We start from the raw sequence: 18,144 nt of genomic DNA on the forward strand, positions 1-18,144 counted from the left end.
ACCGCCGAGGGTCCGGCCGACGGCGGAGCGACCCCGGGCCAGCACGACGGTGGCGCCGACGGCGCCGCGCGATAGCCGATGACGCGACTCGACCCGCCGGGCGGCCACGGCCGCCCGGCGGTCCCGTCCGTACCCCCGGAAGCGGCACCCCGCGACACCGCAGCCCCGCACGGCGTCGCCGAGGCGGCGGCACCCGGCAGCGGATCGGCGTCGACCGCCGAGGCGGCGTTGGCCCGGTGCGTCAGTGTGGAGCCGGCCAAGTTCGCCGCCGCACACTGGGGGCAGACCCCGCTGCTGTCCCGCGCCGCCGAGCTGCCCAACCCGGTGGGCTTCACCGACCTGCTCAGCCCCGCCGACGCCGACGAGCTGCTCAGTCGGCGCGGTCTGCGTACCCCCTTCCTGCGGGTGGCCAAGGACGGCCAGGTGCTGCCGGCGGCGCGCTACACCGGCAGTGGCGGTGCCGGTGCCGAGATCGGCGACCAGGTCCTCGACGAGAAGGTCATGCAGTTGTACGCCGACGGGGCCACCCTCGTCCTGCAGGGCCTGCACCGCACCTGGCCGGCGCTGATCGACTTCACCCGTGACCTCAGCCTGGCCGTCGGCCAGCCGATGCAGGTCAACGCCTACCTGACGCCGGCGGGCAACCAGGGCTTCGCCACCCACTACGACACCCACGACGTGTTCGTGCTCCAGGTCGACGGCCGCAAGCACTGGCGCATCCACCCGCCGGTGCTGCCCGATCCGCTGGAACGCCAGCAGTGGGGCGGCCGGGCCGACGAGGTCACCGCCACCGCTGCGGGCGAACCCGCACTCGACGTGGTGCTCGAACCAGGTGACGCGCTCTATCTGCCTCGGGGCTGGCTGCACAGCGCCCAGGCCCAGGACGCAAGCTCCCTGCACCTGACCGTCGGCATTCGCGCGCTGACCCGGTACGCCCTGGTCGAGGAGTTGCTCGCGCTGGCCGCCGAGGACCGACGGCTGCGGGCCACCCTGCCGTTCGGCACCGACCTGGCCGACCCGGACGCCATCGAGCCGGAGCTGACCGAGACCGTGGAGGCGCTGCGCGACTGGCTGCTGCGGGCCGACCCGGCCGAGGTCGCGGCCCGACTGCGGCAGCGCGCCTGGCCGGCGTCGCGTCCGGCGCCGCTGCGACCGCTCGCGCAGGCCGCCGCGATCGCCGCGTTGGACGCCGACAGCCGGGTCACCGTCCGCCCGGGACTGCGTCGACAGCTCGACGACCACGGCGAGCAGGTGGTGCTGCGGCTGTTCGACCGCACCGTCACGCTGCCCGCGCAGTGCGCTCCGGCGCTGCGGGTGCTGCTCGCCGGGACGGCCGTCCGGGTCGGCGACCTGCCCGGCCTCGACGACGACGCCGACCGCCTCACCCTGACCCGCCGCCTGCTGCGCGAGGCCGTCCTCGTCCCCGCGTGACGACACCGGCCCGGCACCCCGTGGTGCCGGGCCTCGTCGACGTCGTGGCCAGCCGGGCCGGTCACGGCGCGTCGCAGGGCGATCGGGCCGGTCGCGGCGCGGCGGGTGGCCACCGGGCCGGTCACGGCGTGGCGAAGGGCGCTCGGTCGACTCAGGTCACGATCAGCAGGAGCAGCGTGGTGACCAGGCCGGCGGCGACCACCACGATCACCGGACGCGGGCTCAGCACCGCGTGCCGCCGGTCGGCCAACACCCGGGCCGGCACCAGCCCGATCACCGGACCGAGCAGCGACACCACCAGCGCCAGCACCGGCAGACCCACGGCCAGCTCACCGTCGGCACGCCCACCCAGCGCCCGGGCGCCGGCACCCAGCGCGTACGCGAGGACCGCGCCGACCACTCCGCAGAGCGCCAGCAGCGGGTTCACGCTGCTCGGCAACTCACCCGGTTGGCGGGTGCGGCGCAGCAGGTCCCGTGCGGCGTCCAGCAGCGGCATCGGATCGCCGGTGGCGTCCGGGGTCGGTGCCGGTGGCGTGCCCGCCCGTCGCCCACCACCGCCGAGGCGGCTGTTCAGCTCCTGCCACAGGATCGCCGTCTCGGCGTCCACCAGCTCCTGCGACTCGCGGGCCGCGGCCAGCTCCCGCTCGGCCCGGTTGACCTCGTCGGCCGACTCGGCCACCGCCCGGTCGGCCGCCGCGCACTGCTGGGCGTACCAGGCGTCCGCCTCGGCACGCTGCTCCCGCACCCGGGCGGTCAGCTCGGCGAGCCGCCGGAGCTGGGCCGCGTAGGTCTCACTGGTCACCGGTTCGTTCATCGGGCCGGTCCATAGGGGATGATGGTCTGCCCGGTACGGTGCACCGCCCGGTCGAAGAAGAGTCCGCGCCACGGCCGGGGATACCAGTCCGGCCCGCCGCTGCCCGGGTACAACGGCCCGCTCAGGTCCCCACCGTGGGTGTCCAGGGCCACCCAGGCGCCGATCTGGTCGGTGCGGGCGCCGGTGCCACCCAGGTCGGCCTTCATCCGCGCCACCCCCCGCCACCAGGCCAGCACGTGGGTACGCCGCTCCGGGCCGTCGTGCAGGATCCGGCGCAGGTGCTCCAGCCCGGTGGACCTGCCGGCCTTGGCGGCGAGCGCGCCCGACGCCGCGTCGACGGCGAACAGCAGCAGATAGTGCGGGGCGCTGCCGCTGCCCGGCCCACCGATGCCCGCGGCGGTCTCGGCCATCAGCTCGGCCACCGTCTCCTCGTCGTACCAGGCCGCGTCGTCGGCGAGGTCCTCGTAGAGCGCCCGGGCCGCCGGGTCGGCGTCCGGGTCCAGGCAGGCGATGGAGAACCGGGCGGTACCGGGCCGGTGCTGCCGGGCCAGCGAGCGGGCCGCCGCGTCCAGCACCGCACACGCCTCGTCGATCCGGGTACCCAGCACCGCCAGGTTGCGTCCGGGGGCGCGGGGCAGCCGCAGCGCCGCTGATCGGGCCTGCACGTCGATGATCTCGCCGAGCAGCGCGACCGGGCCGCGCGGCGTACCGGCATCCGGCGGGGTCAGCGCCCGGAAGTCCGGCGCCTCGGCCAGCCTCGGGATCGCGTCGCCGTCGAAGAGGCGGGCCGGTGCCGCCTCGGCCGGGCGCATCCGCCACAGCCGGTGCTGCAACTCGCTCCAGGTCTCCCACTCGCTGGCCGACGGGATCCGGGCCACCTCGTTGCCCTCCGGCAGCCCCGACTCGGCGTTGACCACCGCGTGGAACTTCGGCAGCGACTGCGCGGCGTCGTTGCGTTCGGCGAGGATGCGCAGCGCCTTGGGCAGCGCGATGCGCAGGGTGAACTGGGCGACCAACGCCGGGCGGCCCCACAGCGCCTCGATGCCGCGTACGTCCTGCGAGGCCAGCACCAGGTGGATGCCCTGCGAGCGGCCCCGACGGGCCAGGTCCTCCAGCAGGTCGGCCGCCTCCCGGGCCACCGCGTCGCGGCCCGCCAGCAGCATCTGGAACTCGTCGACCACCGCCACGATCCGGGGCCAGTGCCCGGTCGGGTCCACCGCGCGCAGCTCGGCCAGCTTGGTGACCTCGTGCTTCTTCGCCGCGTCGGCGCGTCGGCGCAACTCCTCGGCGAGGAAGCGCAGCAACGCCAGGCCGAACTCGCGGTCGGTGTTGACGTTGATGCCGACCAGCCGCATGTGCGGCAGCCAGCTCGGGTCCCGCCGTCCCTTGGCGAACCGGGCGAAGGACACCCCCTCCTTGAAGTCGAGCAAATAGAACTCCAGCTCGGCGGGGGAGTAGCGGGCGGCGAGCGCGCCGATCCAGGCGAAGATCAGGTTGGTCTTGCCGGTGCCGGACGGGCCACCGATCAACGCGTGCGGCGGATAGTCGCCGAGGGTCAGCAGCACCGGCCGGCCCTGCGGACCCTCGCCGATCGGCGCGGTCAACCCGGTCGCCGAATCCTCCTGCCACATCTGCTCCGGAGGCGGCAGCAGATCGGTGAAGGGGGTGGGTGCCGGGCCGGCGCTGACCACCGAGGCGATCTGCCGGCAGGTCTCGGTGACCAGGGTGGCCGGCGGCGGCGGGTCGAGGCGTACCGGCAGGGTGCCGACCCGGGCGCCGTCGGCGGTGACCGCGATCCGGGTCAGCGCCGCGTCGTCGGGCAGCGGCACCCCGCGCACGATCAGGTGGACGCCGCAGGCCACCCCGGCGCGTACCACCCGGTCGAGCTGGCCGCGTTCGTGCCGGGACAGCTCGTCGCCGCCGAGCAGCACCGCCACCCGCCACGGCTCCGGCCGACGGCCGGTCGCGGCGGCCAGCTCCCGCAGCGAGGCGTGCTCACCGGCGAGCACCGTCTCGTTGATCCGGCGGATCTGCTCCACCAGGTCGTCCAGCAACCGGCCCAGGCCGCCGGGGCCGACGAAGGTGAGCAGCCCGGCGGTGCCCAGCGGGGCGAACCCGGCGAGCCCGCCGCCGAGCTGGTCCGGGTCGTAGCCGACCACCCGGACGGTGCCGGGTGCGGCCCGGCCGAGGCTGCGCAGCAGCAGTGCCGACACCACGGCGGCGCAGCCGTCCGGGTCGCCGTCGAGTGCGACGTGTCCGCCGTCGAGCAGCGACACCAGCGCCGGCACCGGCTCGGCGTCGGGCAGCCGGATGGTGCCCACCCGGGTGGCGCCCGGTGGCTCGCCACGGGTCGCCGGGGTGGGTTGCCACCCCGGCCAGTCCGCCGATCCGGCGCCCGGTGCCTCCCGGGTCGCCGCCTCGGCGGCCCGCCGGGCGAGGGTGGCCAGCCGCGAGGCGTGCCGGGCGTCGATCTCGGCGAGCCGCTTGTCCCGTTCGGCACCCACCCGCTCCGGTACGCCGGCCGCGGCGCGACGGACCCGCACCGCCCGCTCGCGGGCGGCGGCCAGCGTCGTCTGGGCCGTGGTGGACCGGGTACGGGACGCGCCGAGCGCCTCGGCGAGCAGTTCCCGGACCCGGGCGACCAACTGGCTGCGCCGGTCAGCCATCGACACCGTGTCCCGGTCGACCCGGACGCGATCCGCCGAACGGCCTTGCGGCGGCGGTGCCCGGCTTCGAACCGCCGTTCGCGCTCGCGCGGGGTGTGCTCGCGCGGGGTGCGCCGCCGGTGTGAGGAGGGGACCCCTTTACTACCTCAGGCGTTAGTACGGGGCCCTTCCTTTCACCGTCGTCGGCGGGCAGGTCGCGGCCGAGGCGGTCGAGCAGGACGCCGGTGAGCACCCCGGCGGTGACCGCCGGGTCGGCGGCGTGCGGCTGTTCGTCCTCGCCCCGGCGCGGCGGAGGCATCCGGCAGACCCGGGTCAGCAGCGTGTCCAGCACCGGGGCGGGCAGGCCGGGGAGCAGGTCCCGGACCCGCCCGTCCAGCTCACGGCGCAGCCGGGACAGGTCGTCGCTGCGCGGCGGGTGGCCGAGCAGCTCGGCGGCGAGGTCGCGCAGCATCGGCGGGGCCACCGCGGCCAACCCCAGACCGACGTCGGCGTGCGCGCCGCGCAGGTCGCGGTGCAGCCGGTCACGGTCGCCGGAGCGGACTCCGCGGACCACCCGGCGTAGCAGCTCCTGCGAGTCGGTGATGCGCTCGTCGGGTTCCTCGGCCGGGCCTTCCCGGCCGCCGGTCAGCTCTGCCACCCGCACCGACCACCAGCGGCGCAGCCGCACCTCACCGGGGGCCTCCGGCGCGTCGGCCACCGGCTCGACGGCCCGGGGGGCGTCGTGGGCCGGGCGACGCTCCTGGTCACCGACCGGCGGCGGCGCGGCACCGTCGGGGGCCAGCCCGATCGCGGCCAGGTACGCGGTGAGCTGCTCCTGGGCGACGCGCAGCGCGTACCCGGCGGTCTCGGCGTGCTCGGTGGCGGCGGACAGCTCCGGCACGCCCAGCGGGTTGGCCGACTCCTGGCGCACCCAGCGCAGCCGCTCGGAAGCCAGCCCGAACTTCTCCAGCGCCTGCCCGAGCAGACCCAGGGGAAGATCCTCGGCGGCGGCTCGGACCTGTGCGCCGACGTCCTCGACGATGGACACGCCCGCCCCTACAGCGTCGCGACGTACTGCTGGGCCTGCTCGACCGCGACGAGCGTCGCGGCGAGGCACTCCTCCAACTCCTGGCTGGCCTGCGTCAACGACGCCTGGGCCGCCTCGACGGTGGTGTGGCCGCTGCCCTCCAACGCGCCGGCCAACGTCTGTTGCGCCTCGGCCAGTTTCTCGCCGGCGGCCTGCACGGCGCTCTGGCCGTCACCGATCTGCTGGAGCGCGACATCGATGGCTGCCTTGAGCTCGGCGACGCTCGCCACGCGGAACCTCCTGGGGGCGGGGAGGACTCCATTAGAGCCTATGCCGGTCGGGGGACGAACATACCCTGTCAGTGTTGCTGCCCTACTGACCGGTTGTCGACCGCAGGCGCGGCGAGTCCGATTCGTGGGACCCGGGGTCGGAAGATCACGCAGGGCGACCGCCCCGGGCCGCGCCTGCCCGGTCAGCCGCGCAGCCAGCGGGGGCCGTACACCTCCGCACCGAGCGCGGTGACCCGGTCCCGCAGCGCCCGGTCGGCGGTGACCACCACCCGTCGCCGGTCACCGGCGGTGGCCACCAGCTCGACCACGGCGTCGTCGCCGGACCCGTCGGCCGCGACCACCCGGACCCCGTCGACCCCGGGTACGCCCCGTGCGGCGCCCTCCACCACCAGCACCACCTCGACCGGTGGGGACACCTCCGGCGGTACGCCGCGCCCGCCCACCGGGGCCAGCGTGTCCCGCAGTCGGGCGGTGGCCCCGGCCCGGTCCCGCCACCAGCCGTCCGGGCGGGACCCGACGACGTTGGCGGCGTCCACGATCAGCAGCGGGGTCGACTCCATCCGCCCACCCTGCCATCCACCCGACCGCCCCGCCCTCCGGCACGCCCGACGGGGTGCCGCCCCGGCCGGTGCCCGCCCGTGGCGTTTGTCCGGCCTGGGGCCGGGTAGCCCGTGCCGACCGTCTCGCGCCGACCGCGGAGGACAGAGATGATTGGACCCGGCGACTTCGGCTCCGACCCGTGGGACGAGTTCCTGGCGCGGTACTTCGGCCGGGGCGAGGGCGGACGACGTCCCGCGCACCGGGTCGACATCACCCGGCTGATGACCGCCGACGCCCGCGAGATGCTGGCCGACGCGGCCCGCCGGGCCGCCCAGAAGCAGAGCAGCGACCTGGACACCGACCATCTGCTCTGGGCGGCGCTGCAACGCGAGCCGCTGCGGGACCTGGTACGCCGGGCCGGCGCCGACCCGGACACCCTGCTCAACGCGCTGGGCGGACGCGCCGACGGCGCCCCGCAGGGCGACGTGCCGCCCAACCTGTCGCTCACCCCGGCAGCCAAGCGGGCGCTCCTCGACGCCCACCAGCTCTCCCGGGCGATGGGGGCGAACTACATCGGCCCCGAGCACATCCTGATGGCGTTGCCGCTCAACCCGGAGTCGCCGGCCGGCCGGATGCTCGCCGCGGGCCGGATCCAACCCGAGTCGTTGCAGGCCGCCAACGCCGAACGCGGACCGATGACCAACCCGCGCCCGGACCGGGGCACCCCCACCCTCGACCAGTACGGCCAGGACCTCACCGACCTGGCCCGCAACGACCAGATCGACCCGGTGATCGGGCGCGCCGACGAGATCGAGCAGGCGGTGGAGATCCTGTCCCGGCGGACCAAGAACAACCCGGTCCTGATCGGCGAGGCGGGCGTCGGCAAGACCGCGATCGTGGAGGGCCTGGCCGAGCGGATCTGCGACGGCGACGTGCCGCAGACCCTGCTCGGCAAGCGGGTCGTCCAGCTCGACCTGGCCGGGCTGGTCGCCGGTACCCGCTACCGGGGCGACTTCGAGGAGCGCCTGAAGAAGGTGATCGACGAGATCCGGGCGCACCGCGACGAGCTGATCATCTTCCTGGACGAGATCCACACCCTGGTCGGTGCGGGCGGCGCCGGCAGCGAGGGCGGGATGGACGCCTCCAACATGCTCAAGCCCGCCCTGGCCCGGGGCGAGTTGCGGGTGATCGGCGCGACCACGTTGGACGAGTACCGCCGCAGCATCGAGAAGGACGCCGCGCTGGCCCGACGGTTCCAGCCGGTCTTCGTGCCGGAGCCGACCGTCGAGGACACCGTGGCCATCCTGCGCGGTCTGCGGGACCGCTACGAGGCCCACCACCAGGTGCGTTTCACCGACGAGGCGCTGGTCACCGCCGCCGAGCTGTCCGACCGGTACGTCACCGACCGCTTCCTGCCCGACAAGGCGATCGACCTGATCGACCAGGCCGGCGCCCGGGTCAGGTTGCGCACCCGTACCCCCGCCGCGGACGTCCGCGACCTGGAACAGCAGTTGGAGGAGGTACGCCGGGACAAGGAACAGGCGGTCGCCGACGAGCAGTACGAGCGCGCCTCCACGCTGCGCGACCGGGTCGCCGACCTGGAACGGCAGGTGCAGCGCGCCCGGGGCGAGGACGGCACCGACAACCAGGTGCCCGAGGTGGGGCCGGACGAGATCGCCGAGGTGGTCTCCCGGGCCACCGGCATCCCGGCCAGCCAGCTCACCGAGGAGGAACGGGACCGGCTGCTGCGCCTGGAGGGCCAACTGCACGAGAAGGTCGTCGGGCAGGACGACGCGGTCGGGGCGGTCGCCGAGGCGGTGCGCCGCTCCCGGACCGGCCTGGCCGACCCGAACCGGCCGATGGGCAGCTTCCTCTTCCTCGGCCCGACCGGGGTGGGCAAGACCGAACTGGGCCGGGCCCTGGCCGAGGCGCTGTTCGGCGAGGCCGACCGGATGGTCCGGGTGGACATGAGCGAGTTCCAGGAACGGCACACGGTCAGTCGGTTGGTCGGTGCCCCGCCCGGCTACGTCGGGTACGAGGAGGCCGGCCAGCTCACCGAGGCGGTGCGCCGCCGCCCGTACGCGGTGGTGCTGCTGGACGAGATCGAGAAGGCCCACCCCGACGTCTTCAACATCCTGTTGCAGGTGCTCGACGACGGGCGGCTCACCGACAGCCAGGGGCGGACGGTGAACTTCAAGAACACCGTACTGATCATGACGAGCAACCTGGGCTCGGAGCTGATCACCGGCAGCCAACGCGCGGTCGGGTTCGGCGCCGGTGCGCCCGGCAGCGAACAGGAGAGCGACGAACTGCGGGAGCGGCTGATGCGTCGGCTCCAGGAGAACTTCCGACCGGAGTTCCTCAACCGCATCGACGAGGTGATCATCTTCCGCCGGCTGGAGGCCGAGCAGTTGCGGCAGATCACCGGCCTGCTGCTGGAGGAGACCCGACGGCGGCTGCACGCCCAGGACATCGAGGTGGACTTCACCACGGCCGGGGTGGACTGGCTGGCCGAGCACGGCTACCAGCCCGAGTTCGGCGCCCGGCCGCTGCGTCGGGTGATCCAGCGGGAGGTGGACAACCACCTGTCCCGGATGCTGCTGGAGCAGCAGCTCTCGCCCGGTCAGAAGGTCACCGTGGACGCCCGGGACGGCCGGCTCACCTTCGATGTGGCGGCCGGCGCGCGCGGGCACGCCACGGCCGGCACCACCCACCCCCGCTGACCGGCCCGGCACCGACGATCGGAGGGGGCTAGGCGATGACGGAACCGGACGAGGCCCGGGACGACGAACGCAGCGACCCGATCCTGGCGCCGCCGACCGCCAACCCGGCCCGGGTGCAGGTGCCGGCGGAGGGGCTGGGCGGGCAGACCGACGAGGGGCACCCGGACGACGCCGGGTCGCCGCCCGGAGAGGAGGCGTGATGGCACGAGAGCAGCGACTCGAACCCGAGGTGGAGGTGCTCTGGGAGGACTTCCACGCCGAGGTCAACGTGCCCTCCGAGCAGCTACGGCAGTGGCTGCTGACCCGGGGTTCCGGCGAGGAGGCGTTCGGCCCGGACCCGGACCTGAACCTGCCCGAGCCGGGCCGGCAGATCCTCGCCGTGCTGCGCAAGCGCAAGGTGGACCTGACGCCCGAGGACGTCGAGGTGATGCGCGAGGCGGTGGAGCGGATCCGCTCACTGACCGCGGACAAGCCGCGCCGGGGCAACGCCGACGACGAGTGGCGGCACTCCCTGCTCGACCTCGGCCACGACGTCCTCGTCGAACGCTGACGCCCTCGTCGTGCGCCGACGCCCTCGTCGAACGCTGACGCCGGTTTGGGCGGGCGCGGGGTGCGCGTGGGTGTTAGGAGGGGTCCCCTGCTATACCGGAGGCGTTAGCAGGGGACCCCTCCTTTCACACCGGCTGAGCGTTACTCGCTTTCCAGGCTGCCGATGGTCAGGCCGACGGCCTCCCCGGCGGCCTGCCGCTCGGCGCGGGTCTGCTCCTCCCGGGTGATCAGGTTGGCGTACTCGGCCAGGTCCGCCGGGTCGGGTACCTCCGGCACCCGGCGCAGGAACGCTTCCACCTCCCGGACGGCGGCGGTGTGCGCGGCGGCGGCGCGGCGCAGCACCTCACGGTCGTCGGCGGCGGGATAGAGGTCGGTCATGTCGCGCCGCATACCCGCCGTCGGCCGGTTCGCACCCGTGCTCAGGCGCTTCGCAGCCCCCGGTCGGCCGTCGCCGCCGGGCGGCGTACCCCGAAGGCCGGATTACCGAGCAGCCAGGCCAGGTACGCCGGATGCGGCGCCAGCGCGTCCGTGTACGCCACCAGCGCCGTGTCCAGCACCAGCTCGGCCATCCGGGCGGCGGGAGACTCCGGGTGCCAGCCCAGCATCAGTCGCCAGCGCAGCGGACTGCCGGCCAGCCGTCGGGTCACCAGCCCCGCCACCGGCCGGAACGTGGCCTGGCACAACGCCACCGCCTCACCGGCGTCCACCAGGTCGATGCAGCCGCGCACGTCGGCCTCGTACAGCTTGCGCGGGGTGAAGCCGGCCCGGGCGCAGGCGGCGGCGAAACAGTCGCCGAAGCAGCCGTCGCCCGGTGCCGCCACCCACTGCTCATGCCGCAGCTCGGCCAACGCCACCTCGCTGCGCCCGGCCAGCGGATGGCTCTCCGGCAGCAGCACCATCACCGGGTCGACGGCCACCTCCCGCCAGCTCAACCCGTAGTCCGCCGACGGGGTGGAGTCGCCGCACACCCCGGTCAACGCGTAGTCCAGCCGTCCACCGGCCACCAGTTGCGCCAGTTCGTCGACCGACCAGGACGCGTACGTGGTGATCTGGGCCTGTGGCTGCTCGGCGGCGAGCCGGTGCACCAGCCGGCCCAGGATCGGGCTGTTCACCCCGCCGAAGCGGTAGCGGCGCGGGGCGTCGCCGGCCCCGGCCAGCCGAGCCGCCTCGTCCTGGAGTCCCTTCATCGCCGGCAGCAGCACCCGCGCCCGGGCGAGTACCAGCTCGCCGAGGGCGGTCGGCCGGGCGCCGCGCCGGTCCCGTTCGAACAGCGGCCCGCCGAGGGTCCGCTCGATGCGCTGGAGCTGAGCGGTCAGGGCCGGCTGCGCCAGGCCGAGCGTGGAGGCCGCCTTGGTCACGCTGCCTGTCTCGGCGATGGCGCAGACCACCCGCAGGTGCCGCAACTCCAGATTCATAGCGTGACGGTAGGGCCACGGAGCATCCGGCGGAAGGGCCCGGACGGATCAACGACCATGAACATGTCGCGGGTCACTCAGCGTTGCGGCGGCTCCGCGACCTCGCTCAGTTGGGTGTGCCGGCCGGTGACCGCGTCCCGGAACTTGTCCACCAGCGCCACCGCCGGCTCCACGATCCGGTTCCACGGGGGCGTGTGCGGGATCCGCAGGTGCGGCCGGGTCGGCGCGGCCTCCTCGGCGATCTCCAGCCGGTTGCCGAGCCGGATCAGCTCCTCCTCGGTGGCCGCCGCGCAGAGCCGCTCGACCAGGGCGTCCACGGCCACCACGTGCGCGTCGAGCAGGTTGGCGACCATGGGCAGCCGGTCGTCGTCGAGCCCGTGCAGCGCCATCAGCAGTGCGGCGTCACCGGCCAGGACGTCGGCGACCGGCTGGTCGGCGTCGGTGAGCGCCTGCCGGATGGCGGGCAGCAGGCACTGCTCCTCGGCCGCCAGGTGCCGGGACAGCGCCGCGACCAGGATCTCCCGGCCGTGCGCCGGATCCGGGCCGGGATCGACCAGCCGCCGGGTCAGGCTCAGCAGCTCCTGGTGCTCCTCGGCGATGGTGGCGGCGATGCTCTGCCCGGCGGGCTGGTAACCGTCGCCGGTCGACGGTGGCAGCGGCGGCAGGTGGACGGACACGGTCCCTCCTCGACTGGGCAGGCGGAGCGACGATGATATGGCACTCGGACGCGCGCGCAGTACCCGCACTCACCCGGGCCGAAACGGCCTGCTGGTATGAAGGGGCGATGACGAGCGACGCGCACCCCGCCTTCCCCGCGCCGACCGACGAGGTCGTCGACCTCTGCCGGGACCTGTTGCGCATCGACACCACCAACACCGGCGACAACGCCACCAGCGTCGGAGAGCGCCTCGCCGCCGAGTACGTCGCCGAGAAGCTCGCGGAGGTCGGCATCACCCCGGAGATCCACGAGTCCGCCCCCGGGCGGGCCAACGTGATCGCCCGGATCCCCGGCGCCGACCCGAGCCGGGGCGCGCTGCTGGTGCACGGCCACCTGGACGTGGTGCCCGCCGACGCCGACGAGTGGTCGGTGCACCCGTTCTCCGGCGAGCTGCAGGACGGCTACCTGTGGGGCCGGGGCGCCATCGACATGAAGGACTTCGACGCGATGGTGCTCGCCGTGGTCCGCCACTGGCAGCGCACCGGCGTCCGGCCGCCGCGCGACATCGTGCTCGCGTACACCGCCGACGAGGAGGCCGGCAGCGAGTACGGCGCGCACTACCTCGTCACCCGGCACCGGGAGCTGTTCGACGGGTGCACCGAGGGCATCGGCGAGGTCGGCGGCTTCTCGTACACGGTGGACGAGTCGCGGCGGCTCTATCTGATCGAGACCGCGCAGAAGGGCATCGACTGGCTGCGGCTGCACGCCAAGGGGCGGCCCGGACACGGCTCGATGGTGCACGACGACAACGCGGTGACCGCGCTGGCCGAGGCGGTGGCCCGGATCGGCCGACACCGCTTCCCGGTGGTGGTCACCGACACCGTGCGGGCCTTCCTGGAGGAGGTCTCCGAGGTGCTCGGCATCGAGCTGGACCCGGAGGACCCGGAGACCGCCATCGCCAAGCTCGGCCCGATCGCCAACATCATCGGCGCCACCATCCGCAACACCGCCAACCCGACGCGGCTCGCCGCCGGCTACAAGGACAACGTGATCCCGGGCCGGGCCAGCGCCACCATCGACTGCCGCAGCCTGCCCGGCCAGTCCGAGCTGCTGGAACGGCAGCTGCGCGAGCTGGTCGGCCCGGACATCGCCATCGAGTACGTGCAACGCCAGCCCGCCCTGGAGACCACCTTCGACGGGGACCTGGTCGAGGCGATGTCCGCCGCGCTCGTTGCCGAGGACCCGGGTGCCCGGCCGGTGCCGTACATGCTCTCCGGCGGCACGGACGCGAAGGCTTTCGCACAGATCGGCGTACGGTGTTTCGGCTTCGCGCCGCTGCGACTGCCGGCCGACCTGAACTTCTCCGCGCTGTTCCATGGCATCGACGAGCGGGTACCGGTGGACGGACTACAGTTCGGCGTGCGGGTTCTCGACCGGTTCCTGCGCACCTGTTAGTAAGTGAGAGGGACGCCTCATGACCGACCAGCACGGTGAGCTGGAAGCCGCACTCGAGCGCGTGATCGAAGCGGCCCGCCACCACCTGGCCGCCGTCCGCGCCGCCGAGGGCCGGATCGACGACGACGACGTGTGGCAGGCGTACGTCGCGTTGAACAACGCGTCGTACGCCTACGACGAGCAACTCATGGACGCCTTCGGCGAGGTGACCCCGTGGGACGTCGAGTCGATCGACCCGAACGAGGCCGACCAGCGCTTCGGTGGCGCCGAGGGCGTGGAGCCGACCGACCCGCACCCGCAGGTGATCTCGGTACGCCAGCGCCGTGACTACCGCGTACCCAGCGTCTCCGCGCTGATCCGAGTGGCCGAGGCGGCCCGCCGCGAGGGCGCCCCCGGCGAGGACCAGGTGCCCCCGGTGGAGGGTGTCGGCGAGGCGGTGCTGGAGCTGCTGCAGAGCGGCGACGGCTCGCTCGGCGCGCTCGACGTGCCGGAGCTGGAGCCGCTCGACGGCGTGGTGATGGTCAGCGAGGTCGGCACCCCGGTCGACCTGGAGTCGTTCGACGACGACGACCCGGTGGGCCCGTTCCAGCCGGCGGCCGACGACCGGCTGGTCGGCCGACTCGACGAGCACCCGTTCATGGAGCTCGACGACGAGCACGACCACGTGCACTGACCCCACGTGTCCGTCGGTGGTGGGTACGTCTGTCGTCGCCGGAGCAGCGACAGATCTACCCACCGCCGGGTGGGCCCTGGCCGCCGCCGGTCAGTAGGACAGGCCGGGCTGCGGTGAGCCGTTCGCCAGGCGGCGGCGCAGCACCACCTGGCGGGTGCCGTCGCGGAACAGTTGTACCCGGGCCAGCTCCCACCCGCTGAACTCGGCCTGGATCGCCAGTTGCGCGGCGGCGGTCACCCGGTCGACGTTCGGCGGTAACCGCAGCGGCGCGTACTCGTAGTCCATAGGCCCTATGCTGCCCATTCCGGGCGGCCGTGCGCCACCCTCGGCGGAAGTCGGGCACCTCACCCGTCGCGTTCGGGGTAGCCGACCTCCAGGGCCGAGACGTCGTCCAGTGCCGTGGTGATCTCCTCGGGCAGGGTCATCCGCTCCACCTGGAGGGCGCCGAGCAGTTGCCCGGAGGTCCGCGCGCCGAGGATCGGCGCGGTCACCCCGGGCCGGTCCCGGATCCAGGCCAGCGCCACCTCCAGCGGGGAGACCCCGAGGCCACCGGCGGCGGTGGCGACCGCCTCCACGATGCTGGAGCAGCGCGGCTCCAGGTAGGTGGCGACGAAACGCTCGAAATGGGGCGACACCGCCCGGGAGTCGGCGGGGCGGCCGTGCCGGTACTTGCCCGTGAGCACCCCCCGACCCAGCGGCGACCAGGGCAGCACGCCCAGGCCGAGCGCCTCGCAGGCCGGCAGCACCTCGCGCTCGACACCCCGTTCCAGCAGGGAGTACTCCACCTGCGCGGCGACCACCGGGGCACGTCCGGGCCAGGCCGTCTGCCAGGCCGCCGCCCGGGCGGTCTGCCAACCGGAGAAGTTCGACACGCCGACGTAGCGGACCCGCCCGCTGGCCACCGCGTGGTCCAGCGCCGCGAGGGTCTCCTCCAGCGGGGTGTCCGGGTCGTAGCCGTGCACCTGGAACAGGTCGACGTGGTCGGTACCCAGGCGTCGCAGTGACGCGTCGAGCGTGCGCAGCAGGTGCCCCCGGGAGCCGTCACGACGCCGGGCGCCACCCGGGCGCAACCCCGCCTTCGTGGCGATGAGCAGGTCGTCGCGGGGCACCAGCGTGCCCAGCAGCGAGCCGATCACCGACTCGGCGTCGCCGTCGCCGTACACGTCGGCGGTGTCGATGAGGTTGCCACCCGCGTCGAGGTAGCTCTTCAGTTGCGCAGCGGCGTCGTCGGCGTCGGTGTCCCGGCCCCAGGTCATGGTGCCGAGCGCGAGCCGGGAAACCGCCAGCCCGCTTCGGCCGAGCGGTCGCTGTTGCATGGGTGAACCTTATTTCGAACGGGGGCCGAACCGATATCCTCGCTCCCGTCGAGTCTGCCCAGACGCACGGCGATTCGGGTGAGCCGGTGATCGTCGCGCTCGGCGGCATTGCGTAACCTGATGCGACTGCGGATGGGGGAGGACTCTGTGCGACTCGGGCTAAACCTCGGATACCAGACAGCCTGGAGCACGCCGGCGGATCATCTGGCCATGGCTCAGGAGGCGGACCGACTCGGCTACTCGGTGGTGTGGGCGGCGGAGGCGTACGGCTCCGACTCGCCGAGCATGCTCTCCTGGATGGCCGGGCAGACCGAGCGGATCGACATCGGCAGCGCGGTGATGCAGATCCCGGCCCGTACGCCCGCGATGACCGCGATGACCGCGGCGACCCTCGACGCGCTCTCCGGCGGCCGGTTCCGGCTCGGCCTGGGCGTCTCCGGCCCGCAGGTCTCCGAGGGCTGGCACGGCGTACGGTTCGGCAAGCCGCTGGCCCGGACCCGGGAGTACGTGGACATCGTGAAGCTGGCGGTGGCCCGCAAGGAGGTCGCCTACGACGGCGAGTTCTACCAGCTGCCGCTGCCCGACGGTCCCGGCAAGGCGCTGCGGCTGGGTTTCCATCCGCCACGTGAGCACATCCCGATCTACCTCGCCGCGGTCGGTCCGAAGAACCTGGAGCTGGCCGGCGAGATCGCCGACGGCTGGCTGGCCGTCTTCTACGCCCCCGAGTTCGCCGAGGAACAGCTCTCGGCGGTACGCGCCGGCCGGGCCAAGGTCGGCAAGGAACTGGCCGGGTTCGACGTGGTGCCGTCCGTGCCGGTCGTGGTCGGCGACGACGTCGACTCGTGCGCCCAGTTGGTGCGCTGGTACGCCGCCCTCTACGTGGGCGGGATGGGCAGCCGGCAGCAGAACTTCTACAACCAGTTGGCGACCCGGATGGGGTACGGCGACGCCGCCCGTGAGGTGCAGGACCTCTACCTGGCCAAGCGGCAGCGCGACGCGGCGGCCGCGGTGCCGTTGGAGTTCATCGACCGGACGTCGCTGCTCGGCCCCAAGGAGCGGATCGCCGAGCGGATGCGCCAGTACGCCGAGTCCGGCGTCACCACCCTGTCGGTCACCCTGTTCGCGGGCGACCGGGACAGCGGGGTGCAGACCCTGCGTACCGTCGCCGAGGCGCTGGAACTCTCGGGAGTCGGGGAGTGACCTGGATCGAAGCCATCGTCCTGGGCATCGTCCAGGGTCTGACCGAGTTCCTCCCGGTCAGCTCGTCGGGGCACCTGCGGATCACCTCGGCGATCTTCTTCGACCGTGACGCCGGGGCGTCGTTCACCGCGGTCACCCAACTCGGCACCGAAGCAGCCGTGCTGCTCTACTTCGCCAAGGACATCTGGCGCATCGGCCGTACCTGGACGGTCGGCATCTGGGACAAGTCGGTACGCTCCAGCCTCGACTACCGGATGGGCTGGTACGTGATCGTCGGCTCGATCCCGATCGGGGCGCTCGGTTTCCTGTTCAAGGACCAGATCCGGGAGACCGCCCGGAACCTGTGGGTGGTGGCCACCACCCTGATCGTGTTCGCCTTCGTGCTGGCCTTCGCCGAGTACTGGGGCCGGCAGACCCGGACGTTGAAGGACTTCCGGATGCGCGACGGCGTGGTGATGGGCTTCGCCCAGGCGATGGCGCTGATCCCCGGGGTGTCCCGGTCCGGTGCGACGCTGACCTTCGGTCTGTTCCTCAACCTGACCCGGGAGACGGCGGCCCGCTACTCGTTCCTGCTGGCCATCCCGGCGGTGGTGATGTCCGGGATCTTCAGCCTCGGGGACGTCTTCGAACCGGCGGCCCCGGGCACCTCGGCGCCCACCGTGGCGCAGATGGTGGTCGCCACGCTGATCGCGTTCGTCGTCGGGTACGCGGCCATCGCCTGGCTGCTGCGCTTCGTCGCGCACCACACCCTGTACGTCTTCGTGCTCTACCGGGTGGCGGTCGGCACGCTGGTGTTCGCCCTCCTGCTCACCGGCACCATCAGCGCCACCTGATCCGGCCTCGATGTAAGGAAGGGTCCCCTGCTATCGCCTGGTGTATAGCAGGGGTCCCTTTCTAACGTGCGGTGCTTCCGGGCATCGCGTCGCTTGCGGGCATCGCGTCGCTTGCGGGCATCGCGTCGCTTCCGGGCGTCGCGTCGCTTCCGGTCCGGGCGTCGCGTCGCTTGCGGGCGTCGCGGTGCTTGCGGGCGGGGGTTGGTGGTGCGTTGACGGCCGGCGCCCCGGGTGGGGTGCCGGCCGTCGTGGTGGTGTGGGTGTTAGTTGTTCCAGTGTGTGGCGACGAGGTCGGCGGCCTGTTGTTCCCACTGGGCGTAGTGGTCGGGGAACGCCGATACCTGCACGGTCTGGGCGGCCACGGTCAGGGGCATGTCCTGCCAGCCGTCGACCTGCTTGAGGCCCTTGAGGAAGGCGAGGGTGGAGTATTCGGGGTCGGTGATCTGCTCGACGGTGCCCCACCCACTGGACGGGCGCTGTTGGAACAGGCCTTGGGAGTCGTGGTCGTTGCGGGCGCCGAGGTGGCCGAGGTTCTCCAGCTTGGACTCCTGGAACGCGGTGCCGATGGCGATGAC

Annotated in this window: 18 protein-coding genes and 1 pseudogene; 8 read left to right on the plus strand and 11 right to left on the minus strand. The window is 73.5% G+C overall.

Going from position 1 to position 18,144, the window contains the following annotated elements; genetic code table 11:
* Positions 1-78: 78 nt before the first annotated feature.
* Entirely contained in the window at positions 79-1,431 is a 1,353-nt protein-coding gene (locus ABT008_RS18140) for a cupin domain-containing protein (protein WP_350697372.1), read from the plus strand.
* Between the two features lie 151 nt (positions 1,432-1,582).
* Here the strand turns inward: ABT008_RS18140 and ABT008_RS18145 are convergent, their stop codons facing one another.
* From ABT008_RS18145 to ABT008_RS18165, 5 genes are all read right to left on the minus strand, one after another.
* Positions 1,583-2,245 (minus strand): hypothetical protein, encoded by a 663-nt coding sequence (locus ABT008_RS18145; RefSeq protein ID WP_350697373.1) that lies wholly within the window; start codon positions 2,243-2,245, stop codon positions 1,583-1,585.
* The gene (locus ABT008_RS18150; RefSeq protein WP_350697374.1) at positions 2,242-4,911 is read right to left on the minus strand and encodes an FtsK/SpoIIIE domain-containing protein; all 2,670 of its coding nucleotides are present in this window, start codon (positions 4,909-4,911) and stop codon (positions 2,242-2,244) included. Before ABT008_RS18150 ends, ABT008_RS18145 begins: the two co-directional genes overlap by 4 nt.
* Positions 4,904-5,938 (minus strand): hypothetical protein, encoded by a 1,035-nt coding sequence (locus ABT008_RS18155; RefSeq protein ID WP_350697375.1) that lies wholly within the window; start codon positions 5,936-5,938, stop codon positions 4,904-4,906. Before ABT008_RS18155 ends, ABT008_RS18150 begins: the two co-directional genes overlap by 8 nt.
* A gap of 8 nt (positions 5,939-5,946) precedes the next feature.
* On the minus strand, positions 5,947-6,207 hold the full coding sequence (locus tag ABT008_RS18160) for a hypothetical protein (RefSeq protein ID WP_131053345.1): 261 nt from the start codon (positions 6,205-6,207) through the stop codon (positions 5,947-5,949).
* A 182-nt stretch (positions 6,208-6,389) separates the two neighbouring features.
* Positions 6,390-6,767 carry a hypothetical protein gene (locus tag ABT008_RS18165; protein WP_350697376.1) on the minus strand — a complete coding sequence of 126 codons (378 nt, stop codon included), beginning with the start codon at positions 6,765-6,767 and terminating at the stop codon, positions 6,390-6,392.
* 147 nt (positions 6,768-6,914) lie between these two features.
* Here ABT008_RS18165 and ABT008_RS18170 point away from each other — a divergent pair, with 147 nt between their 5' ends.
* From ABT008_RS18170 to ABT008_RS18180, 3 genes are read left to right on the plus strand one after another with little or no spacing between them, the layout of a single operon-like run.
* On the plus strand, positions 6,915-9,470 hold the full coding sequence (locus ABT008_RS18170) for an ATP-dependent Clp protease ATP-binding subunit (protein WP_350697377.1): 2,556 nt from the start codon (positions 6,915-6,917) through the stop codon (positions 9,468-9,470).
* Between the two features lie 35 nt (positions 9,471-9,505).
* Positions 9,506-9,670 (plus strand): hypothetical protein, encoded by a 165-nt coding sequence (locus ABT008_RS18175; protein WP_350697378.1) that lies wholly within the window; start codon positions 9,506-9,508, stop codon positions 9,668-9,670.
* Positions 9,670-10,020, plus strand: coding sequence for a DUF3140 domain-containing protein (locus tag ABT008_RS18180; RefSeq protein WP_350697379.1), 351 nt, complete (start codon positions 9,670-9,672; stop codon positions 10,018-10,020). The genes ABT008_RS18175 and ABT008_RS18180 overlap by 1 nt, the downstream gene beginning before the upstream one ends.
* A gap of 140 nt (positions 10,021-10,160) precedes the next feature.
* Here ABT008_RS18180 and ABT008_RS18185 read toward each other — a convergent pair whose 3' ends face one another.
* From ABT008_RS18185 to ABT008_RS18195, 3 genes are all read right to left on the minus strand, one after another.
* Positions 10,161-10,397 carry a hypothetical protein gene (locus ABT008_RS18185; protein ID WP_131053341.1) on the minus strand — a complete coding sequence of 79 codons (237 nt, stop codon included), beginning with the start codon at positions 10,395-10,397 and terminating at the stop codon, positions 10,161-10,163.
* A 41-nt stretch (positions 10,398-10,438) separates the two neighbouring features.
* Positions 10,439-11,434 (minus strand): LysR family transcriptional regulator, encoded by a 996-nt coding sequence (locus ABT008_RS18190; protein WP_350697380.1) that lies wholly within the window; start codon positions 11,432-11,434, stop codon positions 10,439-10,441.
* A 77-nt stretch (positions 11,435-11,511) separates the two neighbouring features.
* On the minus strand, positions 11,512-12,111 hold the full coding sequence (locus tag ABT008_RS18195; RefSeq protein ID WP_350697381.1) for a hemerythrin domain-containing protein: 600 nt from the start codon (positions 12,109-12,111) through the stop codon (positions 11,512-11,514).
* A 107-nt stretch (positions 12,112-12,218) separates the two neighbouring features.
* Here ABT008_RS18195 and ABT008_RS18200 point away from each other — a divergent pair, with 107 nt between their 5' ends.
* Positions 12,219-13,547 carry a M20/M25/M40 family metallo-hydrolase gene (locus ABT008_RS18200; RefSeq protein ID WP_350697382.1) on the plus strand — a complete coding sequence of 443 codons (1,329 nt, stop codon included), beginning with the start codon at positions 12,219-12,221 and terminating at the stop codon, positions 13,545-13,547.
* Between the two features lie 19 nt (positions 13,548-13,566).
* Positions 13,567-14,220 (plus strand): hypothetical protein, encoded by a 654-nt coding sequence (locus ABT008_RS18205; protein ID WP_350697383.1) that lies wholly within the window; start codon positions 13,567-13,569, stop codon positions 14,218-14,220.
* Between the two features lie 90 nt (positions 14,221-14,310).
* On the opposite strand, the gene ABT008_RS18210 is transcribed toward ABT008_RS18205, so the two are convergent.
* Both ABT008_RS18210 and ABT008_RS18215 read right to left on the minus strand, forming a co-directional pair.
* The gene (locus tag ABT008_RS18210) at positions 14,311-14,505 is read right to left on the minus strand and encodes a DUF5703 family protein (protein ID WP_350697384.1); all 195 of its coding nucleotides are present in this window, start codon (positions 14,503-14,505) and stop codon (positions 14,311-14,313) included.
* A 59-nt stretch (positions 14,506-14,564) separates the two neighbouring features.
* Entirely contained in the window at positions 14,565-15,536 is a 972-nt protein-coding gene (locus ABT008_RS18215; RefSeq protein WP_350697385.1) for an aldo/keto reductase, read from the minus strand.
* Between the two features lie 147 nt (positions 15,537-15,683).
* Here ABT008_RS18215 and ABT008_RS18220 point away from each other — a divergent pair, with 147 nt between their 5' ends.
* Both ABT008_RS18220 and ABT008_RS18225 read left to right on the plus strand, forming a co-directional pair.
* Positions 15,684-16,736 carry an LLM class F420-dependent oxidoreductase gene (locus tag ABT008_RS18220; protein WP_350697386.1) on the plus strand — a complete coding sequence of 351 codons (1,053 nt, stop codon included), beginning with the start codon at positions 15,684-15,686 and terminating at the stop codon, positions 16,734-16,736.
* A complete protein-coding gene (locus tag ABT008_RS18225; RefSeq protein ID WP_131053333.1) occupies positions 16,733-17,569 on the plus strand; it encodes an undecaprenyl-diphosphate phosphatase in 837 nt (278 codons plus the stop codon). Before ABT008_RS18220 ends, ABT008_RS18225 begins: the two co-directional genes overlap by 4 nt.
* A 263-nt stretch (positions 17,570-17,832) precedes the next feature.
* Here ABT008_RS18225 and ABT008_RS18230 read toward each other — a convergent pair.
* Positions 17,833-18,144: pseudogene (locus ABT008_RS18230) on the minus strand (hypothetical protein); the annotation flags it as partial.

Origin of the sequence: Micromonospora sp. NPDC002389 (assembly GCF_040296095.1) — a bacterium.
Taxonomy (GTDB): Bacteria; Actinomycetota; Actinomycetes; order Mycobacteriales; family Micromonosporaceae; genus Micromonospora.